At 70.7% G+C, this 19,117-nt stretch carries 15 protein-coding genes and 1 pseudogene; 9 read left to right on the forward strand and 7 right to left on the reverse strand.

Translation table 11 applies throughout. The annotated features are described in order from the left end of the window. Positions 1-35 precede the first annotated feature (35 nt). Positions 36-776, forward strand: a complete 741-nt coding sequence (locus tag GE115_RS09395; RefSeq protein WP_312855048.1) for an alpha/beta hydrolase — start codon at positions 36-38, stop codon at positions 774-776. 34 nt (positions 777-810) lie between these two features. Here GE115_RS09395 and GE115_RS09400 read toward each other — a convergent pair whose 3' ends face one another. After that, on the reverse strand, positions 811-1,656 hold the full coding sequence (locus GE115_RS09400; protein ID WP_246190672.1) for an ABC transporter permease: 846 nt from the start codon (positions 1,654-1,656) through the stop codon (positions 811-813). Then, complete coding sequence (locus GE115_RS09405) at positions 1,653-2,714, reverse strand: ATP-binding cassette domain-containing protein (protein WP_153684535.1); 1,062 nt, start codon at positions 2,712-2,714, stop codon at positions 1,653-1,655. Before GE115_RS09405 ends, GE115_RS09400 begins: the two co-directional genes overlap by 4 nt. Before the next feature lie 75 nt (positions 2,715-2,789). Here GE115_RS09405 and GE115_RS09410 point away from each other — a divergent pair, with 75 nt between their 5' ends. Continuing rightward, complete coding sequence (locus GE115_RS09410) at positions 2,790-3,590, forward strand: TetR/AcrR family transcriptional regulator (protein WP_153684536.1); 801 nt, start codon at positions 2,790-2,792, stop codon at positions 3,588-3,590. Here GE115_RS09410 and GE115_RS09415 read toward each other — a convergent pair. Both GE115_RS09415 and GE115_RS09420 read right to left on the reverse strand, forming a co-directional pair. Then, a complete protein-coding gene (locus GE115_RS09415) occupies positions 3,568-3,738 on the reverse strand; it encodes an HPP family protein (protein ID WP_153684537.1) in 171 nt (56 codons plus the stop codon). The genes GE115_RS09410 and GE115_RS09415 overlap by 23 nt on opposite strands. 92 nt (positions 3,739-3,830) lie before the next feature. Continuing rightward, positions 3,831-4,847 (reverse strand): malate dehydrogenase, encoded by a 1,017-nt coding sequence (locus GE115_RS09420; protein WP_153684538.1) that lies wholly within the window; start codon positions 4,845-4,847, stop codon positions 3,831-3,833. Between the two features lie 48 nt (positions 4,848-4,895). Between GE115_RS09420 and pip the strand changes: the two are divergent. The 3 genes and pseudogenes from pip to GE115_RS09435 all read left to right on the forward strand — a co-directional run. Continuing rightward, positions 4,896-5,849 (forward strand): annotated as a pseudogene (gene pip / locus GE115_RS09425) (prolyl aminopeptidase); the annotation flags it as partial. A gap of 217 nt (positions 5,850-6,066) precedes the next feature. Next, positions 6,067-6,948, forward strand: a complete 882-nt coding sequence (gene ypfJ / locus GE115_RS09430) for a KPN_02809 family neutral zinc metallopeptidase (RefSeq protein WP_153684540.1) — start codon at positions 6,067-6,069, stop codon at positions 6,946-6,948. Between the two features lie 170 nt (positions 6,949-7,118). Continuing rightward, complete coding sequence (locus GE115_RS09435) at positions 7,119-8,354, forward strand: CDP-glycerol glycerophosphotransferase family protein (RefSeq protein WP_153684541.1); 1,236 nt, start codon at positions 7,119-7,121, stop codon at positions 8,352-8,354. Positions 8,355-8,421: 67 nt separating this feature from the next. Here GE115_RS09435 and GE115_RS09440 read toward each other — a convergent pair whose 3' ends face one another. The 3 genes from GE115_RS09440 to GE115_RS09450 are packed head-to-tail and all read right to left on the reverse strand — an operon-like array spanning position 8,422 to position 11,857. Then, the gene (locus tag GE115_RS09440; RefSeq protein ID WP_312855049.1) at positions 8,422-9,390 is read right to left on the reverse strand and encodes a glycosyltransferase family 2 protein; all 969 of its coding nucleotides are present in this window, start codon (positions 9,388-9,390) and stop codon (positions 8,422-8,424) included. After that, positions 9,387-10,751, reverse strand: a complete 1,365-nt coding sequence (locus tag GE115_RS09445) for a phenylacetate--CoA ligase family protein (RefSeq protein WP_153684542.1) — start codon at positions 10,749-10,751, stop codon at positions 9,387-9,389. Before GE115_RS09445 ends, GE115_RS09440 begins: the two co-directional genes overlap by 4 nt. Beyond that, a complete protein-coding gene (locus tag GE115_RS09450) occupies positions 10,748-11,857 on the reverse strand; it encodes a glycosyltransferase (RefSeq protein ID WP_216648807.1) in 1,110 nt (369 codons plus the stop codon). The genes GE115_RS09445 and GE115_RS09450 overlap by 4 nt, the downstream gene beginning before the upstream one ends. Before the next feature lie 134 nt (positions 11,858-11,991). On the opposite strand from GE115_RS09450, the gene GE115_RS09455 reads away from it, so the two are divergent. From GE115_RS09455 to GE115_RS09470, 4 genes are all read left to right on the forward strand, one after another. Then, a complete protein-coding gene (locus tag GE115_RS09455) occupies positions 11,992-12,957 on the forward strand; it encodes a glycosyltransferase family 2 protein (protein ID WP_153684543.1) in 966 nt (321 codons plus the stop codon). After that, entirely contained in the window at positions 12,954-13,601 is a 648-nt protein-coding gene (locus GE115_RS09460; RefSeq protein ID WP_153684544.1) for a hypothetical protein, read from the forward strand. The genes GE115_RS09455 and GE115_RS09460 overlap by 4 nt, the downstream gene beginning before the upstream one ends. A gap of 111 nt (positions 13,602-13,712) precedes the next feature. Then, positions 13,713-17,993 carry a LamG-like jellyroll fold domain-containing protein gene (locus GE115_RS09465; protein WP_153684545.1) on the forward strand — a complete coding sequence of 1,427 codons (4,281 nt, stop codon included), beginning with the start codon at positions 13,713-13,715 and terminating at the stop codon, positions 17,991-17,993. After that, positions 17,990-19,111, forward strand: coding sequence for a glycosyltransferase (locus GE115_RS09470; protein ID WP_153684546.1), 1,122 nt, complete (start codon positions 17,990-17,992; stop codon positions 19,109-19,111). The genes GE115_RS09465 and GE115_RS09470 overlap by 4 nt, the downstream gene beginning before the upstream one ends. Positions 19,112-19,117: the final 6 nt, after the last annotated feature.

The raw sequence follows: 19,117 nt of genomic DNA on the forward strand, positions 1-19,117 counted from the left end.
CGGGCGAGCGAGGCGCGGTACGGCAGACTGATGCGGTGCCGCGCCTCATCCGCATCCTCGTCGCCGTCGTCGGCGTGCTCGCCCTCGCCGTGGTCGTCTTCCTCGTCTACGCGCACACCGTGATGCAGGGCGACCGGCCGGCCGCGATCCGCGCGTGGACCGATGACGCCGTGACCATCGCGTCCGACGAGGCGGGGATCGTGATCACGCCGATCGGGGCCGACGGTGGGAGCACTGCCCGCGAGGGCCTCGTGTTCATCCCGGGCGCCAAGGTCGACCCGTACGCCTACCTCTACAAGCTCTCGGGCGTGGCCGAGGCATCCGGTCTCACCGTCGTCATCACGAAGCCGACGTTGAACCTGGCCTTCTTCGACACCCGGCCGCTCGAGGCGTTCACCTCGCTCGCGCCCGACGTCGAGCGCTGGTACGTGGGCGGGCACTCGCTGGGCGGGGTGCGCGCGTGCCAGCTCGCGGGGTCCGACCCGATCGAGCCGGTCGGCCTCATGCTGTTCGGGTCGTACTGCGCGAACGACCTCGTCGACTCGGGCCTCGAGGTGCTCAGCATCTCGGGTGAGCACGACGGGCTCTCGACGCCCGCGAAGATCGAGGGCGCGCGCCACCTGCTGCCGGCGGATGCCTCGTTCGTCGAGCTCCAGGGAGCCAACCACGCCGACTTCGGCGACTACGGCGTGCAGCCGGGCGACGGCGAGTCGACGCGCGACGACGCCGACGTGCGGCGCGAGATCGCCGAAGCGGTCGCCGCGTTCACGGGCTGATCGCCCGCGAACGCGGCGCACGCACCGTGCCGGGTCAGCGCCGCAGGCGCCGGTACGCCCCGGCGGCGAGCGGCAGGAAGATCGCCGTGATCACGAGCGGCCACAGGGATGCCCCGAGCACGGCGTTCTCGGCGAGCCATCCGGTCGTCGTGCCCGTCGGGTTGCCGAACAGTTCGCGCGTCGCGGCCGCGGTCGCGGAGACCGGGTTCCAGGCTGCCACCGTGCCGAGCCATCCCGGCATCGTCTCTGCGGAGACGAACACGGTCGAGACGAACCCGATCGGCCAGACGAGCACCTGCACCGCGGTCGTGGCGCCCGCGCCGCGGAATCGAAGGCCGAGGTAGACGCCGAGCCAAAGCAGCGCGAAGCGGAGCCACAGCAGCAGCACGACGCCCAGCGCGATCTCGGCGGGCCCGGTCGTCGGTCGCCACCCGATCAGGAGGCCGCCGAGCATCAACACGGCGAGGCTCAGCGCCGACGAGAGCAGGTCGGCGATCGCCCGGCCGAGCGCCACCGAGGCGCTCGAGATCGGCAGCGAGCGGAACCGGTCGGTGATGCCGCGCTTGGCGTCTTCCGCCATCGCGGTCATGGTCGACTCCAGCCCGAAGAGCATCGTCAGGGCGAACATTCCGGGCAGCAGGAACGAGATGTAGTCGCCGCCGCCGGGCAGGTCGATCGCGCCGCCGAACAGGAACGCGAACATCAGGATGAGCATGATGTTGAACGCCAGCCCGAAGACGAGGCCCCACGGCTCGCGGACCCAGTGCAGGATGTCGCGGCCGGCGATCAGCCAGCCCTCCCTGGCGGCGTTCGAGCGTCGGTCGGCATCCATCGCCGATCCGACGATGCCGTTGGGCGGGGGAGCGGGAAGGGTGGTCATCGTGCCTCCTCGGCGTCGTGCGGTGCGGCGGATGCCGGGGGCATAGCGGCGTCGTCCGGTGCTGCCTCGTGCGATGCGGCGTCGTGCCCGGCCGCATCCGGCCCGGTGAGGTGCAGGAACACCTCGTCGAGCGTCGGGCGGCGCAGGGCCAGGTCGTCGACCTCGAGCCCTGCGGCATCGAGCGCGCGCACGATCGGCGCGAGCGCCCGCTGGCCGTCGGCGACCTCGATGGTGACGGTTCGCGTGTCGGCGTCGACGGATGCCTCGGCGCCGACGGCTCGACCTGCGAGCTCGGCCGCCTCGGCGAGCCGGCCGGCGTCGCCCACCACGACGGCGACGCGATCGCCGCCCAGCCGGCGTTTGAGCTCCGACGGCGTGCCCTCGGCGACGACCCGGCCGTGGTCCATGACCGAGATGCGGTCGGCGAGCTGGTCGGCCTCGTCGAGGTACTGCGTGGTCAGCAGCACCGTCGTGCCGGCTGCCGCGATCTCGCGTACGGCCTGCCAGACCGTCGCGCGGCCGCGCGGGTCGAGGCCCGTGGTCGGCTCGTCGAGGAAGAGGATGGCGGGCGTGAGCACGAGGCTCGCGGCGATGTCGAGCCGGCGCCGCATGCCGCCCGAGAATCCCGAGACGGCGCGGTTCGAGGCATCCGCCAGTTCGAAGGCGGTGAGCAGCTGATCGGCGCGGTCGCTCGCTCGCGTCTTCGACAGCCCGCTGAGGCGCGCGAAGAGCATGAGGTTCTGCCGCGCGGTGAGGGCCTCGTCGACGGCGTGGAACTGGCCGACGAGGCCGATGCGACGGCGAACGTCGGCGGGGCGCTGCCCGACGTCGATGCCGTCGATGTGCGCGGTGCCCTCGTCGTACTCGGTGAGGGTGGTCAGGCAGCGCACCGCGGTGGTCTTGCCGGCGCCGTTCGGGCCGAGGAGGCCGTGCACGGCACCCCGCTCGATCTCGAGGTCGAAGCCGTCGAGGGCGTACGCGGCGCCGTAGCGCTTGCGCAGGCCGCTCGCTCGGAGGGCGGTGGATCCGGTTGAGCCGGGTGGGTTCGCGAGGGTCATGGCATCCTTCAACGTACGCTGTACGGATTTGTTTTCTTCAAACCGTACACCATACGGAGAATGTAGGCTAGCGCCATGTCGACCGAATCCACCGGGCGGGGCGAACCCGATCGCACCCTGCGCCTGCTGTGGCGCGAGCGGCTCGGCGACCCGCTCGGCTCGCGTGGCCCGAAGCAGCGCTCGAGCGTCGACGAGGTCGTCGACGCGGCGATCCAGATCGCGGATGAAGAGGGCATCGAGGCGCTCTCGATGCGGCGCGTCGCCGATCGCCTGGGCCTCAAGCCCATGTCGGTCTACACGTACGTGCCGGGCAAGGCCGAGCTCATCGACCTGATGGTCGATCGGGCGGCGGGCGAGGCCCCGCGGCCAGCGCTCGAGGGCAGCCTGCGGGAGCGGCTGACCACGATCGCCCGGCTGCAGTGGGAGAGCTACCTGCGCCACCCGTGGCTGCTCGCGATCGACACCAGCCGCCCGCCGCTCGGCCCGAACGTCTCCGACCACTGGGAGTGGTGCCTGCGCGCCGTCGACGGAATCGGCCTCACCGACCTCGACATGGACCGCATCATCACCCTGCTGCTCGGGTTCGTCGGCGGTCCCGCGCGCGCTCACCTCGACGCCGAGCGGCTGCGTCGGTCCACCGCCGAGTCCGACGTCGAGTGGTGGGAGCGCAATGCGCCGGTGCTCGAGCAGATCATGGACCCGACGCGCTACCCCGTCTCGGGCCGTGTCGGTCAGGCGGCCGGCGAGGCCTACCAGGCCCCGGCCGACCCGCTCGGCGCGTTCGCGTTCGGCCTCGACCTCGTGATCGACGGCATCGAGGGCTACGTCGCGGCCAACGCCGCAGGGTCGCCGACTACGACGACGGCGGCCTCATGATCGCGCCGGTCGCCAGGCCGACGGCCGCGCCCGCGGCGAGCCAGAGCCAGAAGCCGGTCCAGAGGCTGACGACCACGCCGATGATCAGCCCGACCACGATGCCCACGATGATCTGCTTGCGGCGTTCGGGAGTCATCGGTTCGGCCATGCCGATCAGCCTACGCGCGCCCGGCGCCGCCCGAGCGCGCGGCGCCGCCTGAGCGCGCGGCGCCGCCCGGCGGAGCCTTCGCCCCGCGGCGCTCAGATCAGCCCGAGCGCGCGCACCGCGTCGCGCTCGTCGACCAGTTCGGCGACGGATGCCCCGAGCCGGCCCCGCGCGAACGCGTCGAGCTCGAGCCCGGGCACGATGCGCCAGTCGCCGCCGCCCTCGCTCGTGACCGGGAACGACGAGACCAGCCCCTCGGGAACGCCGTAGGAGCCGTCGGACACGACCGCGGCGCTGGTCCAGCCGCGGTCGCCGGTGCCGAGCATCCAGTCGTGCACGTGGTCGATCGTCGCACTCGCCGCCGACGCCACCGACGACGAGCCGCGCACCTCGATGATCTCGGCCCCGCGCCGGGCCACGCGCGGGATGAACTCGTCTTCGAGGTGCCGCTGCGCCGCGTCGACGCCGCCGAGTCGCTCGGCCAGCAGTTCGGGCACGGGTCGTCCGGCCGCTGTCGCGTGCGAGACGTCGGGGAACTGGGTCGCCGAGTGGTTGCCCCAGATCGTGAGGTCGCGGAGGTCTCCGACGGGGACGGCGAGCGTCGCCGCGAGCTGGCCCAGCGCCCGGCTGTGGTCGAGGCGGGTCAGCGCCGTGAATCGCTCGGCCGGGACATCCGGTGCGCTCGCCCGCGCGATCAGCGCATTCGTGTTCGCCGGATTGCCGACGACGACGACCCGCACGTCGTCGGCCGCGTGGTCGTTGATCGCCCGGCCCTGCGGTCCGAAGATGCCGCCGTTGGCAGCGAGCAGGTCGCCGCGCTCCATGCCGGGTCCGCGCGGCCGCGCGCCCACGAGCAGCGCCAGGTTCGCTCCGTCGAAGGCGGTCGCCGCGTCATCCGTCACGTCGACGCCGGCCAGCGTCGCGAACGCCGCGTCCTGCAGTTCGAGGGCCGCGCCCTCGGCGGCGCGCAGCCCCTGCGGGATCTCGAGCAACCGAAGCCGCACGGGCACGTCGGCGCCGAGCATCGCGCCCGACGCGATGCGGAACAGGAGCGCGTAGCCGATCTGCCCGCCGGCGCCCGTGATGGTGATGGTGACCGGTGCGTCGCTCATACCGCGAGCCTACGCCGGGGCCCTGACGGCGACCTCTACCGTTGCCGCATGAGGGACCTGTATCCGGAGATCGAGCCGCTGGAGACCGGCATGCTCGACGTGGGGGACGGACAGCACATCTACTGGGAGGTGTCGGGCAATCGGGAGGGCAAGCCCGTCGTCTTCCTGCACGGCGGCCCGGGGGGTGCCACGTCGCCGGCGCACCGGCGCCTGTTCGATCCCGCGCGCTACCGCATCGTGCTCTTCGACCAGCGCGGATGCGGGCTGTCGATCCCGCACGCGTCGGAGCCGGACGCCGACCTCTCGACGAACACGACCTGGCACCTCGTGGCCGATCTCGAGCGCCTGCGCGCGCACCTCGGCATCGACCGCTGGCAGGTGTTCGGCGGATCGTGGGGCAGCGGACTCGCCCTCGCCTACGCCGAGACCCATCCCGAGCGCGTGACCGAACTGGTGCTGCGCGGCATCTTCACGCTGCGCCGCTCGGAGCTCGACTGGTTCTACGAGGGCGGTGCCGCCGCGATCTTCCCGGACCTGTGGGAGGACTTCCTCGCCCCCGTGCCCGTGCTCGAACGCGGGCACCTGATCGAGGCCTATGCGCGCCTGCTGTCCGACCCGAACCCCGACGTGCACCAGTCCGCCGCGATCGCGTGGGCCCGATGGGAGGCGGCGACCATCACGCTGCTGCCCGAGGTCGAGAACATCGCCAAGTTCACCGCGCCCGAGTACGCGACCGCGTTCGCGCGCATCGAGAACCACTACTTCCGGCACGGCGGCTGGTTCGACGACGGACAGCTGATCCGGGATGCCTCGCGCCTGCGCGACATCCCGGCCGTCATCGTTCAAGGCCGCTACGACGTGTGCACGCCCGTGATGACGGCGTGGGATCTCCACCTCGCCTGGCCCGAGGCCGACCTGCAGATCATCGGCGACGCCGGTCACGCATACGACGAGCCGGGCATCCTCGACGCGCTGATCGAGGCGACCGACCGGTTCGCCGAGGCGGGTGGGGCGACCGAGGCGGCGACGAGCGGGGCGGATGCCTCGTCGGAGGGGTCGCCGGACGACGCGGATGACCGCGACGAAGCGGACGTCGGTGAAGCGGGCGAGGGCGATGTGGAGGACGCCGATACCGCCGACGATCCCGAGGCGACGGACGGTTCCGACGAGCCTGCGCAAGGGGTCGTCCGCGACGACGACTGATGGGTAGCTTCGGGACATGACGTTCAACCCGAACTCCGACATCAGTGGTGGCAAGGCGAGCAGACGCGGTCGCACCACCGGCATCGCCGTGGGCGGCGGGCTCGGCGCGGTCGCCCTGGTCGTCATCTCGCAGCTGCTCGGCGTCGACCTCACCGGATTCCTCGGTGGCGGCGCCGGAGGCGAAGCCGCGCCCGACAGCGCGCTCGAGCAGTGCCTGACCGGCCAAGACGCGAACGAGCGCATCGACTGCCGCATGCAGGGTGCGTCGGCGTCGCTCGAGGACTACTGGGTGGATGCCGCGCCGAATGAGCTCGGCCTCCAGTACCGCACCCCGCAGGACCTGATCCTGTTCGACCAGTCGGTGAGCACCGCCTGCGGCGGCGCGACGAGCGCGACCGGCCCGTTCTACTGCCCGCCCGACGAGGCGATCTACCTCGACGTCACGTTCTTCGACCAGCTCGAGAGCCGCTTCGGCGCGGAAGGCGGCCCGCTCGCCGAGATGTACGTCGTCGCGCACGAGTGGGGCCACCACGTGCAGCAGGTCGCCGGCACCCTCGAGGCCTCGCGAGACGGCCAGACGGGCCCGACCTCGAACGCCGTGCGCGTCGAGCTGCAGGCCGACTGCTTCGCGGGCGCGTGGGTGGCCAACGCCTCCGAGACGCGCGACGACCAGGGCGTGCCCTTCCTGGTCACGCCGACCGCCGAGGAGGTCGGCCAGGCCCTGAGCGCCGCGGCCGCGGTCGGCGACGACCGCATCCAGGAGTCGACCCAGGGTCAGGTCACGCCGCACACGTTCACGCACGGCACCAGCGAGCAGCGCCAGAAGTGGTTCACGGTCGGGTACGAGCAGGGCGCGGCGGCCTGCGACACGTTCGGGGCGAGTGGAGGGGAGCTGTAGGGGCGGCCGCGACCCCGCCCGTACGGACGGCGAACGCCCGCGTCCCCCGGAGGAGGGGAGGTGCGAAGGCCGGCGGGCAGGGAAGATGTCACTATGAGCCACACCCCCTCGCGAGCGAGTGCGCCCGGCGAGTCGACCGCCAGGCGAGTGGCCACTGTGGAGGGTGCCGGGTGAACGCACGCCTGTCGAAACTCGCTCGCCGCATCCAGCGCGCCGCGGTCCGAGTGGTCATGGCGGCGACGCCGACGCGTCGGCACCTCGTCATCAACGGCTTCCCCGTCGACGAGGGCAATGCGGTTGAGATGGTGCGTGCGAGCGCCGAACGCTACCCCGGCACCGTTTGCTGGCTCGTGCCCGAGATCGGCGAGGCACGCCGCGTGCTCGATTCGTGCGGTGCCGATCCCGACGGCCGCGTGGTCATCGTGCCCCACCGATCCATCGTGGGCCTCCGCTGGTTCGTGACCGCGGAGGTGTCGATGTTCACGCACGGCCTGTTCGGCAACCCCGGCAGGGTGCCGCGCAAGACGATGGTCAACCTGTGGCATGGCGGCGGGTTCAAGGGCCACATCATGAGCGATGAACGCGGGCGGCCGACGATCTCGTCCGACTTCCTCGTTGCCGCGACCCGGAAGTTCGGCGAGGCGCGGGCGCGCGAATGCCGACTTCCGGCCGGCGGTCTCCTCGTGACCGGCAACCCCCGGATCGACCAGTTCGCCAGGTCCAGCACCGCCGGACTCGAGCGACTCGGCATCGATCGCGAACGTCCGTTCGTTCTGTGGATGCCGACGTTCCGCAAGAACAAGGGGCGTGGCCTCACCGCTGGGTGGTCGGACGTCGCCGGCGACGCGCCGGCGGATGTCAACGCGGCCATGGCAGCGTGCGTCGAACTGCTCGCCCGCGAGTACGGCCTCGCCGTCGTGGTCAAGCCGCACCCGCAGGATGCCGAGAGCCGGTCGATACCCGGAGCCCTGATCGTGACCAACGAACGGCTGCGGGAGTCCGGCATCCAACTCTATGAACTCGTCGGCGCGGCGGCAGGTCTTCTGACCGACTACTCGAGCGTTTGGATCGATTACCTCGCCCTCGACCGTCCGATCGCGTTCGTGGTCCCCGACGAGGCGGGCTACGCCTCCGGCCGAGGCTTCGACCCGTCGGACGCCCTCGACTGGCTTCCGGGGCCGAAGATCGTCGACGAGGCAGACGCGCGCGCCTTCGCTGAGGACGTGCTCGCCGGCGGAGTTGCGTCGGGCGCACGGCGCCGCGAAGTCGCCGAGGAGATCGGGCAGGTCGCCGAACCGGGCGTCGCCCACCGCATCCTCGACGAGTTGTCGGCTCGCGGAGTCTTCGCGCTACCGCTGAGGCCGCGGGCTCCCGCCCCGTCCGCCCGATCTGCTCCCGGCGCCTGATCTGTGCCCTCGGCAGCCGCCCGTGGGCCGGACGACGGCGGTTCGGAGTCCGGCCTCGGTCGCCTCGTCAGGACGGATGCGACCTCGCGTGCAGGCCGTGCGCCGCGCGCTCGGCCCGCGCGTACTCCTCATGCTGGTGACCGAGCGAGCCACGGACCATGCCCCAGCCCTTCACCGCCGTACGGGCGCCGCGCGCGTCGACCGCGACGTCGGACGTGACGCGGCCCACGAGATGACGCACCCCGCCGCCGAGCATGCGGGCGACTCCGCCGATCAGCCCGGAAGTGCGCACCAGCACGCGTTCGGCCGCGCCGCGGGCCAGGCGCAGGTTCACGTGCACCGTCGCATTGCCGCCGTTGAACGCCCGCCGCATGGCCCATTGCCTGGTGACGCGTTCGCTCGGAACGAAATCCTCGGTCTCGGACTCATTGCACCAGAGGATGCGGCCGCCGGCAGCGCGTAGTCGTCGCGAGAACAACGTGTCCTCGCCGCCACCGAGGCCGAGGGACTCGTCGAAGGAGAGGCCGGCCTCGCGCACCTGATCGAGATCCAGCAGCAGGTTCCCGGTCGCGGCCACCTCGATCTCGATTCCGGTGGGCCGCGGCCGCCGACGGAACACCCCGGTCGCGAGCACCCACTCCTCGGCTCCGTCTTCGAACACGGAAATCACGCGACCCATCACGGCCGCCGGGCGGGTCGGTTCCCAGACCCGGACGAGCTCGCGAAGCCATCCGGGGCGGGGCCGCTCGTCATCGTCGATGAAGGCGAGCAGCCGCGCATCCCCGGCCTCGGCAAGGATGCGGTTCCGCACTGCTGCGATGCCTGGGACGGGCTCGACCACATAGCGATCGACCAAGTCGCCGTGGGTGGCAACGGTGCCCGCAGCCGACGAGCCCGGGTCGTTGTCGACCACGACGACCCGCACGTCGACCAGATCCGCGACCTCGGAGATGCACGATGGGAGCGCGGCGAGCAACGCATCGAGCCTCTCGGGTCGACGATAGGTCGGGATCCCGATGACCAGCGCGGTCTTCACACCGCACCACCGTCCGGAACCGAACTGGCGGGCACGGGCACCGCGCTGCGGATGAAGCGCATCTTGCCGCCGACCTGCGGGATCTCGTCGACCCGCTCGACGGTCACCGGGACGAGCCCGCGCGTCGCGTGTCGGAGCAGCGTCTCCCCCGCGCGGATGCCATCGGCGACGCTCGCCTCGGACAGGTCACCCGGGATGCACCGGAGCGTCACCGAGTAATCGGCGTCCTGGACGATTTCGAACTGGCGCACCGAGAGCGGAGCGCTGTCGAAAATGTGCCCGAGGGCGCCCGCGATGGTCGTGCCGTCGGGAAGGCGGACGGCGTCGCTCGCGCGACCCGAGATCGCGCCGAGCCTCGGGTGGGGTCGCCCGCACTCGCATGCGCCCGACCGCAGGGCGCTCACGTCACCGAGCCGGTACCGGATGATCGGGAACACGCGGTTGGTGAGATCGCTGACGACGACCTCGCCCTCGACGTCGGCGGGAACCGGGCGGTCGTCGGCATCGACGATCTCGACGCGGCGCACATCGGAGAAGACGTGCATGCCGGCATGGGCCGTGCATTCGCCGGCGATCCAGGGGACCTCGGCGGACCGGTAGTGATCGTGACACGGGGCCCCGAGCCGGGATTCGATCTCAGCCCGTACCCCCGGAGTCAGCGGAGCTGCGGTCACCGCGATCGCGTCGGGCGCTGCGAAATCGAGCCCGAGACGCTCGAGTCGACGAGCCAGATCGAGGACGCCGCCGCCGTAGCCGAGGAGGAAACGGGGCCGCAACCTGTTCCACCGACGGACGAACTCGGTGACCGCGTCGTCGGTGATCCGGAAGGCGTCGAGCTCGACCCGACGAGAGGGAAGCCACTGGAGGTCGTGGCGGAGCTTCGCAGCGCCGCCGAGCATGTGGCGGGTGATGACGCCGCGATCGTCCCACGGGTCGACCCTCCACCAATCGAAGAGCCGCCACTCCAGAGCGCGAGCCGGGAACCGCTCGTCGCGCAGGATGTGCAGCGGGAGGCCAGTGCTGCCGCCGGTCTTCGACACGGCGCTGGTGCGCTCGTCGGCTTCGTCGGTCCGGATGTCGTCGAAGTGCTCGCGGAGCGCCGACTTCTCGATGATCGGCAGGCTGCCGAAGGCCGCCGGATCCTCGAGATCCGTCGCCGAGAATCCGGCGGACGAGTAGAGGTCGCGGTAGAAGGCACTGTGCGTCATCGCGAACCTGGCATGGTCGACTGCGCGTCGAGCGGTCGCGAGAGCGAGAGCGTCGGGGTCCATGCGGTCGTTCTCGCGGAAGCGATCGAGCATCGCCCTGCTCGACCGGCCGACGGTCGCGAGCTTCGCCTGGAACGCCAGACGCCGGATCACGCGACCGTCTCCGGCTCAGCGACGCGCACGAGAGCGTTCGCTCGGCGACGGCTCGATGCGAGCGCGCGGCGGTACGCCTCGAGGTGCTCCTCGCCTGCCCGGGCCCATCCGCGCAGTCCCAGGTCGGGCTGCGCGGACGCCGGGATGGAAGCCGTCGCGGCGATCGCGGCGTGGAGAGCGGGGGCGCCGAGTTCGCCGTCGTACATGCAGACCCACTCCGCACCGACCTCGCGCGCCAGCGCTTCGTTCGCCTCATTGCGGGGCACGAGCACCGGCCGGTCGAGCGAGAGCGCGGCGAGCACGCTGCCCGAGTTGTGCATGAACCGATACGCGAGGACGACGAGTTGCGATGATGTTGCGAGGTCGACGAGCTCGGGATCCTCCACGAATCCGAGGTCGAGCACGGCACTCGGCAGCGCGTCGACGCGTTCGGCCAACACCCGTGCCAGCTCCGTGTTCGACGGGCGGCCCGCGATCCGGAGGCTCAGGGTCGGGTCCTCGCGGATGGCGTCGGCGTACGCCTCGACCAGGGCGCCAACGCTCTTGTACCGTCGGATGCCGCCGAAGTAGCCGAGGCGACCGGGGATGCGCTGCGCCCGCGGATACGGCGCATACCAATCGCGGTAGTGCCCGTGCCGGATGAGCGACGACGGGGCGCCGGCGGGCACCGGCGTCGTGACGTTCAGCGTGATCCGGTAGTCGGTGGTGGTCTCCACGATCTCGAGCAGCCGCCGCGTGATCGGATGGACCTCCGGCAGCTCCAGATTGTGCACCGTGCGCACGACGACCACGCGGGTGAAGCGGTGCCGCGCCAACAGCGCGAGCATCAGGGCGTGCTTGCCGACGGTCTTCCACCAGGTCGTCCCGTGCAGCTTGCCCTCGGGCCAATGCCAGTGGAAGACGTCGTAGCGACCGAGGATCGCCCGCTTCCAGTCGAAGCGCGCGTGGACCAGTCCCGGCGTCTCCGACAGGGCCGCGTCGAGCATCGTGATGTACGGGTTGGTGGTGCGCCGGGGCGCCCGGAACGACTGCATCACGACGAGCCCACGGGTCGGTGGGTCGGTGTCGGAACGGACTGTCGAGTCGCGTCGGGGCGGTAGGGTCATGGGCTCACCTCGCGAAGTTGTGAGCCATCCTAATGATCGCGATCGCTGCTTCGAAGGGCGTGCGTACCCCACGTTCGCGGGGGTTTCGGTTCCCAGCGTCGATGCGAGCGGCTAGCCTCGCGTCGGAGGCAGGGATGCAGCGCTCGGAATCTATGGCGACCGTCGTGGTCAATTACGGGTCGTCGCGTTTGCTCGAGGCGAACCTCGCGGACATGGCCGGATCGGGCCCGGTGATCGTCGTCGACAACCCGACGACGCGGGCCGAACGTGAGCGCGTGCACGCCCTCGCGGCCCGGCACGGCTGGGACATCGTGGACGCGCCGTCGAACCTCGGTTTCGGAGGCGGGGTCAATCTCGGTGCGGCCCGCGCGTTCGACAGCGGGGCAGCCGAGATTCTCGTGCTGAACCCCGACGCTCGGATCGACGCGGAGGCGGTTCGCGCCCTGCGCCGCGCGGTCACCGACGATCGCATGTCGCTCGTGTCGCCGCGGGTCGTCGATCCGGATGGAAAGACCTGGTTCGCCGGGCTCGACCTCGTGGTCGCCGACGGCACGATCCGATCTCCGCGGCGTCGCGCCGAGTTTCCTGACGACCACGTAGTGGAGTGGCTGAGCGGTGCGTGCCTGCTGGTGACGGCCGAGGTCTGGAAGGCCAGTGGCGGCTTCGATGATGAGTACTTCCTGTACTGGGAAGACGTCGATTTCTCGCGGCGCGTGACCGATGCCGGTGGACGCCTCCGCGTCGTCCATGACGCCGTCGCGATCCACGATGAGGGCGGAACGCAGCGCGACGGTGAGCACCGGTCTCAGGCGAAGTCCGAGCTCTACTACTACTTCAATATCCGGAATCGGATGCTCTACGCGGCCCGGCACCTCGATGCCGCCGCCGTCCGGTCGTGGCAGCGCTCTTCGGTGCGGGCCGCTCGGGCCGTGCTCCTGCGCGGCGGGCGCCGGCAGTTCCTGCGTCCGGTCGCGCCGATTCGTGCGGCCTGGCGGGGCCTGCGGGACGGTCGACGGATCGCCGATGCGGCCCTCGCGGGGTCACCGTTGCGCGCAGGGCAGTACACTCCGTCCACGACACATCGAAAGGCGACGACGTGAGCGACGAGGAAGACACCACACGGCCGCGGCCACGCACCTGGCCGATCGTCGCTGCGGTGGCCGGCGTCGTCGTCCTGCTCGTCGCCGGCGGCATCATCTGGGCCGCAATCGCGGGCGGCGGCGGCGAGGCGGCGGGCCCGAGCGCGAGTGCCACGGTCGCCATTCCCTCACCATCACCGGGTACCGCGGGGGGTGCGACTCCCGGCGCGACGGAGGAGCCGCCGCCAGCGGACGTCCCGGTGCCCGAGGAGCTCGACCCGATCCCGCCCGACGAGGAGGCCGTCGGGGAGGACGGCGTCCGTGTGAAGCTGGAACGCATCGAATCGGTCGAGGGTGAAGCGGTCAGTGCCGGCGAGCTCTCGGGTCCGGCGATCCGTGTGACCATCGCAGTGACCAATGGCTCCGACCAGCCACTGGATCTCGGCTTCACGGTGGCGAATGCCTACGCGGGTCCGGACCGGATTCCTGCCGGCACGGTCACCCTCCCGGGGTCGGTGCCGTTCGAGGGGGTCCTGCAGCCGGGTGAGACGGGCACCGGCGTCCGGATCTTCACCATCCCGATCGACGAACGCGGCGACGTGACGATCACCGTCGACTACGGGGCATCCGTACCGACCGTGGTCTTCAGCGGCGCGGTCGGATGACCACCTGACCCGCTCGGTGCCTTCGGATGCCCCTTGATGTGGGGGGTGCCGCCGGGAGCAGCGAGTCCTACCCTGTGACGCAGTGAGTACAATCCCGAGGCACTCACGCCCATGTGCGATGCCTCGGCCGACGACGCGGGGGCAACCGTGGCAACGCAGCAGGAACCCATCGAACCGGCATCCGGCTCCCGTCGAGGCCGGCGCGTCTTCGTCGCCGCCGTAGCGGTCGTGCTCGCGGGCCTCTTCAGCACGGCAGTCGCGGCTGCGCCGGCGCAGGCCGACACCGCGCCGCCTGTGGGCCAGGGGCCCGAGACCGTGAGCGCCGATCCGCTGCCCACGGCGCAGATCGACGGCGTCGTCTGGACCCAGACGGCCAGCGCGACCACCGTCTACGCCGGCGGCCAGTTCACGAAGGCCCGGCCCGCCGGTGCTGCGGCCGGAACGAACGAGACTGCGCGGAACAATCTCCTCGCGTACAACGCGGAAACCGGCGCCCTCACCGGCTGGAATCCGAGCCCCAACGGGCGCGTGCTCGGCACGGCCCTGTCGCCCGACGGCAGCCGGCTCTACGTCGCCGGTACGTTCACCTCGATCGCGGGCGAGACCCGCTACCGTCTCGCGGCGTTCGATACGGCGACGGGCACCCTCGTCGCCAACTGGCGCCCGGGAACCAATGCCCTGGTGAACGACATCGTGGCGACCGCTTCGACCGTGTACCTCGTCGGCGAGTTCACGAACGTCAACAACGTCGCCCGCACGCGAGTGGCCGCGGTCAGCGCCTCGACCGGCGCGCTGCTGCCGTTCAACCCGGTGCTCGCGGGCGGCTACGGCGCACGCGCGGTGGTCGTCTCGCCTGATCAGGCGAAAGTCGTCATCGGCGGCTCCTTCACGTCGACGAACGGCTCCACGAACCCAGGACGCGGCCTCGCCGCACTCGACGCGGCCACGGGCGCATCGCTTCCCTGGGCGATCAACAGCGTCATCCGCAACGGCGGCAACAACGCGGCCATCTACTCGCTCGCTTCCGACGGCGACAGCGTGTACGGCAGCGGTTACGACTTCGGCGGTAGCAAGACGGAAGACGACTTCGAAGGCTCGTTCCGTGCGAGCTGGTCCGATGGCTCGATGGTCTGGATGGAGGACTGCCACGGCGACACGTACTCGGTCTTCCCGCAGGGCGACGTGGTGTACAAGGCCGGGCACAGCCACTATTGCGGCAACATCGGCGAGTTCCCGCAGCTCGACCCGTGGTACCTGAACCACGCGCTGGCCTTCGCCAAGGAGCCCTCGACCCGCGCGATCACCCCCGACATCTGGGGCTATCGCAGCTTCACCGGCAACACCGCGGGCAAGCTGCTGCACTGGTACCCGACGTGGTTCACCGGTTCGGCGACCGGCATCGGGCAGGCCGGCTGGGATGTCACCGCGAACTCGCGGTACGTCTTCTACGGAGGCGAGTTCACCGGCATCAACGGCATCCGTCAACAGGGTCTCGTGCGATTCGCGAAGAAGGACGTCGCGACCAACAAGACCGGACCCACGATCCAAGGTGGGCAGTGGGAGGTCACGACCACCTCGTTCCGAGCCGGTGCGGCGCGCATCTCCTGGCGCGCGAACCACGACGCGGACAACGCCGTCCTGAAATACGAGCTGTTCAAGCGGAACGTCTCCGCGCCGCTCGTGACGAAGGAGGTCTCGTCGACCTACTGGGTCCGCGAGCTCATGAGTCACACCGATACCGATGTCACGCCCGGCCAAACCTACGAGTACCGGGTACGCGCGACCGATCCATCCGGGAATTCGACCGTGAGCGACTGGACCGCCGTGACGGTGGCGAACGAGGGCAGCAGCACGCCGCTCGACGACGCCATCCTCGGCGACGAACCGACCTACTACTGGCCGCTCAACGAGGCGAGCGGAACCGCAGGCTACGACTGGGCGACCGGCAATGACGTCGTCACCACCGCCAACGCGACCAGGGGGCAGGCGGGTCCGATCACGGGTGGCAATGCGACCCGGTTCACCGGCTCCGACAGCTTCGCGGCGACGCGGGTGAGCGAGGTCGGACCGAACACGTTCTCGGTTGAGGCGTGGTTCCGGACGACGAGCAGCTCGGGCGGCAAGATCGTCGGCTTCGGCGACCGCAACAGCGGGACGTCCGGCAATTACGACCGGCACATCTACATCGATGGAAGCGGCCGCATCTCGTTCGGTGTCCATCCGGGAGCGGTGCGCGTCGTGCAGAGCGACACCGGTTACAACGACGGCGACTGGCATCAGGTCGTGGGCACCCTGAGCCCCGGCGGCCAGGAGCTCTACGTCGATGGCCGCCGTGTCGGCGCCCGCGCGGACACCACCTCCGGGCAGGCCTATTCGGGATACTGGCGCATCGGCGGCGACAACCTCGGCGGGTGGCCGAACGTCGGCAACCAGTACCTGAACGGCACGATCGGCAACGTGGCCGTCTACCAGGTTCCACTCAAGCGGGCAGAGGTCGACGCCCATTGGGTCGCGTCCGGCCGCACCTCGACGCTTCCGGCCGCGCCCGCCGATGCCTACGGCAAAGCGGTGTTCGACCTCGGACCCTCGCTGTACTGGCGACTCGGCGAGACGTCGGGCTCCACCGCCGCCGACACGGGGCCTGACGGGTCGTCCGCGACGTACGCGGGTCAGGTCGTCAAGAACCAGGCTGGTGCGCTCGCCGGCGTGTCCAACGCTGCGGCACGGTTCAACCCGTCGAAGAACATCTTCGGCACCTGGACCACCGCCCTGGTCGCGAGCTCCCGCTCGTATGCGAACCCGACGACGTTCGCGATCGAGACCTGGGTCAAGACGAGCACGACCACGGGCGGCAAGATCGTCGGATTCGGGTCGTCGCGTACCGGGCTCAGCGAGAGCTACGACCGGCACGTCTACATGAACCCCGATGGGCGCTTGAACTTCGGTGTCTGGACGGGTGCGGCTCAGGTGATCCAGACTCCGCAGTCGTACAACGACAACCAATGGCACCACATCGTCGCGCAGATGTCCCCGAACGGGATGGAGCTCTACGTCGACGGCGTGTTGGCCGGGACCCATCCGAACACCGTGGCGCAGGACTACACGGGCTTCTGGCGGGTCGGCGGCGACAACGGCTGGGACGGCGATCCCTGGTTCAAGGGGACGGTCGACGAGGTCGCCGTGTACCCGGCACCGCTCAGCGCGGTGCAGGTCGCGCAGCACCGGGACCTCGGCATCGGCGTGACCCCGAACCAGCCGCCGACCGCCGACTTCACGGTCACCACCGAACACCTCGACGCGGCCTTCACGTCGGTTGCGAGCGACGGGGACGGGAGCGTGGTCGACCACGCTTGGACCTTCGGCGACGGCGCGACCGCGTCGGGCGCCTCGGCTTCGCACACCTATGGCGCGGCGGGCACGTACGCCGTCACGCTGACGGTGACCGACGATGACGGCGCGACCGCGGCCAAGTCCGTCGATGTGACGGTGACCGCGCCGCCGCCGCCCAACGAGGCCCCGACCGCGGCCTTCACGCAGCTCGCGTCGGGTCGCATGGTCGCGTTCGACGGCGCCACCTCGAGCGACCCCGACGGCTCGGTCGTCGGCTACGCCTGGGACTTCGGCGACGGTTCGACCGGCGCCGGCGCTGCGCCGACTCACGAGTACGCCGCCGCTGGAACCTACGACGTCGAGCTCACCGTCACGGATGACGACGGGGCGACCGACTCCGTCGCGATCGACGTGACCGTGACCGACGTGCCGCCCCCGACCGTGCTCGCACAGGATGCGTTCGGCAGGACCGTCTCCGGAGGATGGGGTTCGGCCGACACGGGCGGCGCGTGGACGGCGCTCGGGGGGGCTGCGGCGTTCTCCGTCGCGAACGGCTCCGGGATCGTGTCGCTCATACCCTCCCATACGCGGGAGGGACGGCTCTCGGGCGTCTCGCAGGCAGCCGCCACCATCGATGTGCAGTTCTCCTCGGACGTCGCGTCCGTGGGCGGCACGGCGAGTGCGACCGTCATCGGCCGGCAGGTCGGCACGGCCACCTATTCGGGACGTGTGCGGCTGGAGCCCAACGGCATCATCCGCCTGTACATCTTGCGTGACGAGGTTGCGCTCGGCGGCGGCAGTTACGTGCTTCCCGGTGCGTACGTTCCCGGCGAAATCCTCAACGTCCGTGTCGAGGTCTCCGGGACCAATCCGACGACCGTCAAGGGAAAGGTGTGGCGCAACGGCTCACCCGAACCGGCCTGGCAGCTTCAGGGCAGCGACTCGACAGCGGGCCTGCAGGCCGCTGGAACGATCGGGATCAAGTCGGCACTGAGTTCGGTGTCGACGGTGCCGACCACGCGCCTGTCGTACGACAACCTGCGGGTGGTCATCCCGCAGTGACGTCGGAGCCGACCGGGCGACCTCGCATCGCCGTCCTGCTCGCGTACGAGCAGGACGCGAGTCGCTGGATCGAGCGGTTCGAGCGGGGCGAGGTGCTCGATCGCACGCCGTACGGCTACGACCTCGCTGCTTCGCGGTTCGAACTCGCCTGGTCTCAGTCGCATGCAGAGGGCGCACGTGCCCGCCGGATCCGCCGCAGCCTCGCGGCTCGGCTCGGATTCGATGTCGTGCACGCCTGGCGGAACCGCCGGATGCTCGCTGCCGCTGACGTGATCTGGACGCACACCGAGCGCGAGCATCTCGCGGTCGCGGCAATGCACCGAATGCGTTCCCGGCGCCGGCGCGCGAAAGTGATCGCGCAGACGATCTGGCTCTGGGACGCGTGGCCCGAGCTTTCACGGAGTCGGCGGAGATTCACCGCATGGTTGCTCCGGACCAACGACATCGAGGCCGTGCACAGCCGGGTGAACCTCGCGGTCGCGCGAACCGTTTCCGGGCGCCCGGTCGTGCTCGTTCCGTTCGGTTCGGCGAACCCGTTCGAACCGACGGCCGCGGATGGCGATCTCGTGCTCGCGGTCGGCAACGACCGGCACCGCGATTGGGCGACCCTGGCCGACGCGGCACGCCGCCTGCCGCACCTTTCCTTCCGGGTCGCCACCAGCGCGGCCGCTGCTGCCCGCGTGGCGTGGCCGGAGAACGTCGAGGTCCGACCAGCGGCCGGGCGCGCGGAGCTCGAGTTGCTCTACTCGCGCGCATCCGTCGTGGTGCTCCCGCTGCGCCCGAATGCGCACGCCTCCGGAGCGACGAGTCTCATCGAGGCGATCGCTGCAGGTCGACGCATCATCACCACGCGCGCCGGCGGCATCGAGGAGTACGGCGGTCGCGACGCCCGCTACGTCGAACCCGGGGACCCGACAGCGCTCGCCGAGGCCATCCACGCCGGTGTAGAGCAGGGTTTCCAGCCGGCGGATCCCGCTGGCCTCATCGAGCGGGGGCTGACGCAACAGGACTACGTCGCGCGATACTGCCTGATCACCGACTGGCTGCTGCTCGGCGGACGGGTACCACCCGATGCGAGCGAGTTCCAGAGCCTCTCCGCTCGCCCGCTCACCGGGTGACGTGAC

Origin of the sequence: Agromyces agglutinans (assembly GCF_009647605.1) — a bacterium.
In the GTDB taxonomy this organism is placed as follows: Bacteria; Actinomycetota; Actinomycetes; order Actinomycetales; family Microbacteriaceae; genus Agromyces; species Agromyces agglutinans.